This is a genomic window from Synechococcus sp. R8-2 (assembly GCF_047461715.1).
GTDB lineage: Bacteria > Cyanobacteriota > Cyanobacteriia > Thermostichales > Thermostichaceae > Thermostichus.
The window spans coordinates 1-2,770 of sequence record NZ_JANSHQ010000111.1 but is presented as its reverse complement, the minus strand read 5'-3'; the positions used below and the strand labels follow the sequence as shown (position 1 = coordinate 2,770).

The 2,770-nt window shown below is 57.0% G+C and carries 3 protein-coding genes; all 3 read right to left on the bottom strand.

The genetic code is table 11. From position 1 onward, the window contains the following. Nucleotides 1-108 precede the first annotated feature (108 nt). On the bottom strand, nucleotides 109-1,401 hold the full coding sequence (gene sufD / locus NW819_RS03035) for a Fe-S cluster assembly protein SufD (RefSeq protein WP_414412847.1): 1,293 nt from the start codon (nucleotides 1,399-1,401) through the stop codon (nucleotides 109-111). Then, nucleotides 1,398-2,213, bottom strand: coding sequence for a Fe-S cluster assembly ATPase SufC (gene sufC, locus NW819_RS03030; RefSeq protein WP_414412846.1), 816 nt, complete (start codon nucleotides 2,211-2,213; stop codon nucleotides 1,398-1,400). Before sufC ends, sufD begins: the two co-directional genes overlap by 4 nt. A 97-nt stretch (nucleotides 2,214-2,310) precedes the next feature. Then, on the bottom strand, nucleotides 2,311-2,709 hold the full coding sequence (mscL, locus tag NW819_RS03025; protein WP_011431004.1) for a large-conductance mechanosensitive channel protein MscL: 399 nt from the start codon (nucleotides 2,707-2,709) through the stop codon (nucleotides 2,311-2,313). Between the last annotated feature and the right edge of the window lie 61 nt (nucleotides 2,710-2,770).

The following is a 2,770-nucleotide window of genomic DNA, read 5'->3' as shown; positions in this document are numbered from 1 at the left end:
GTCGGAGCCGGGTAGTTTACTGCTGCCTATCCATTACGCCCAAGTCTGGTCACTCTTGAGGGTAATGGGGGAGCAACAACTTATTATTGTTATTGGAATTGATTGGATTCACGGGATCCCGGCCAACCGGCGGGCCACCAGGGCGGGAAGTTGAGCCAACGGGATCCCTTCCAGGGTTTCTGCTGCAAAAGCGCAGGTGAGAAGTTGCCTGGCCTCAGCTTGGGGAATACCCCGGCTTTGCAGATAAAAGATCTCTTCCGCCTCCAGTTGGCTGACGGTGGCCCCGTGGGCACACTTGACGTTGTCGGCAAAGATCTCCAGTTGCGGCTGGGTGTCGACCCGGGCTTTGGGGCCTAGGAGCAGGTTGCGGTTGGTCTGGGCGGCGTCCGTCAGTTGGGCCTCTCGGCTCACCAGAATCCGTCCGCTGAAGACCGCATGGGCCGTCTCGTCCACAATGCACTTGTGCAATTGGCGGCTGCTGCCGTGGGGGGCCTGATGCACCAGGCGGGAGTGGGTGTCGCTGTGCTGGGATCCCTTCAGCAGCGTTAGCCCCTGCAGTTGGGTGTGGGCCTGGGCTCCGGCTTGGGTGATCTCCAGGTTGTGGCGAGAAAACTGGGATCCCCACTGAATCGCCTGGAGGCGGTAGTGGCTGTCGCAGCTTTGGCGCACGGCGGTCTGGTTGATGTGGAAGGCTGGGGATCCCTGCCTTTGCAAAATCACATGGTGCAAACGAGATCCCTCTGCCAGGGCGATCTCCGTAACCGCGTTGCCAAAGGGGATCCCGGATCCCAGGGATACATGATCTTCGATCAGCGTGAGGGAGCTGTGGGCTTGCAAAGACAGCAGGCAGCGGGGCTGGGCCAAAACGGCCTCTCCCTCAGGAGCCACCGTTATGAACAGCAGGTGCAGCGGTGACGGAACTTCCTGGCCGGGCTGTAGGCCAATCTGGATCCCATCTCCCAGATGAGCGGTGTTGAGGGCCGTAAACACATCCGTCTTGGCCAGGGTTTGCAGCAACTCCCCTGGGGCTTGGGCTAAAGGGATCACCTGCAAAGCGGTGGGCAGGCCGCTCAAATCAGAAAGCTGGGGGGCAAAGTAGCCGTTGACGAACACGGCGCGGCTATAGCTGGCTTCCGGCCAAAGCCAGGGCTCTAGGGTTGCCGCATCCAGAGCCGGATCCGCCGCGACAGCCAGGCGAAACTCGTGGGCCAGCAGCGGCGAGAGATCGCTGTATTTCCAATCTTCTTCCCGTGGGGTCGGGATCCCCAGTTCGGCCAGTTGGGCGCGGGCCTGCTGCCTAAGGGTGGTGTAGGGATCCTGCCTTTCCGGGATTTGGCCGAGGATGTGCTCCAGGAATAGGCGGCTCTCTGGGGCGAAAGGTTTGGGCAAGGTGGCGCTCATCCCTCTTTCTCCTGCCGAGATGTCGCAGCTGCCGGTTCTTGACCCGACTGAGTTTTGATCCAGTCGTAGCCCCGTTCCTCCAGCTCCAGCGCCAAGGTCTTGTCCCCACTGATGACAATACGCCCCCCTTCCATCACATGCACGTGGTCGGGGGTTACATAGTCCAGCAAGCGTTGGTAGTGGGTGATCAAGAGCATGGCATTCTCAGGGCCGGCCAGTCGGTTGATGCCGTGGGCCACAATGCGCAGCGCGTCGATATCCAGACCGGAATCCGTCTCGTCCAAAATGGCCAGCGTAGGCTCCAACACCGCCATTTGCAGGATCTCGTTGCGCTTTTTCTCACCGCCGGAAAAGCCCTCGTTCACAGAGCGCTCCAAAAAAGCGGGATCCATTTTGACAATATCCAACTTTTCCCGTACCAGGTCGTCAAAATCCAGAGCATCCAGTTCCGGCTGATCCCGATATTTCTGGCGAGCGTTGTAGGCGGCGCGCAGGAAATCCAAGTTGCTCACCCCCGGAACCTCGATGGGGTATTGAAATGCCAAAAAGATCCCTGCCCAAGCCCTCTCTTCTGGCTCCATCTCCAAGAGATTTTTTCCCAGGTAGAGGATCTCGCCTCCTGTCACCCGGTAGTCGGGGTGGCCAGCCAAGATCTTGGAAAAAGTGCTTTTTCCAGAGCCATTGGGGCCCATGATGGCGTGGATTTCTCCGGCACGAATTTCCAGGCTCAACCCCTTGAGAATGGGGGTGCCGTCGATCTCGGCGCTGAGATCTCGAACGGATAAGATAACAGGGCTGTTTTCGCAGATCATAGCTAGACTCTAGAGTTGCCACTGAAGGGCAGGGATTGGAAGGTTAAGGGATCCCTAAACCAGGTTTGGATTTTGGGCCTAAGGATCCCCTATAGCTCTATTGGGAGTGGCGATTGAGGATATCCCGGATCTCTGTCAGCAAAACCACTTCTGGTGGGGGCAATGTGGGAGGAGATTCTTCCTCCTTTCGCTGTAGGGTGTTGATCGCCTTCACCAGTAAGAAGATGGCAAAAGCGATAATCACAAAATCAAACACAGCTTGCAGAAAGCTACCGTAGTTAATCGTAACTGGGTCTTCAGGACTTCCACCGATTTTCCAGACCAAGTTCTGGAAGCTCACTCCACCAATCATCAAGCCTAAAACCGGAGTAAATAGATCTGCTACGAAAGAAGTCACAATCTTCCCAAAAGCACCTCCAATAACAACGCCAACAGCCAAATCTAAGGCATTGCCCCGGCTGATGAACTTTTTGAACTCCTCCAGAAATGCCCTCATGGGGAACTTCTCCTGCCTAGCCTTACGGTTCAAAACTCCTTGATTATCCCCTCTCCCCCCC

Bases quoted from the DNA above. Each gene is read 5' to 3' on its own strand.
- sufD (WP_414412847.1), bottom strand. From the start codon at position 1,401: ATGAGCGCCACCTTGCCCAAACCTTTCGCCCCAGAGAGCCGCCTATTC.
- sufC (WP_414412846.1), bottom strand. From the start codon at position 2,213: ATGATCTGCGAAAACAGCCCTGTTATCTTATCCGTTCGAGATCTCAGC.
- mscL (WP_011431004.1), bottom strand. From the start codon at position 2,709: ATGAGGGCATTTCTGGAGGAGTTCAAAAAGTTCATCAGCCGGGGCAAT.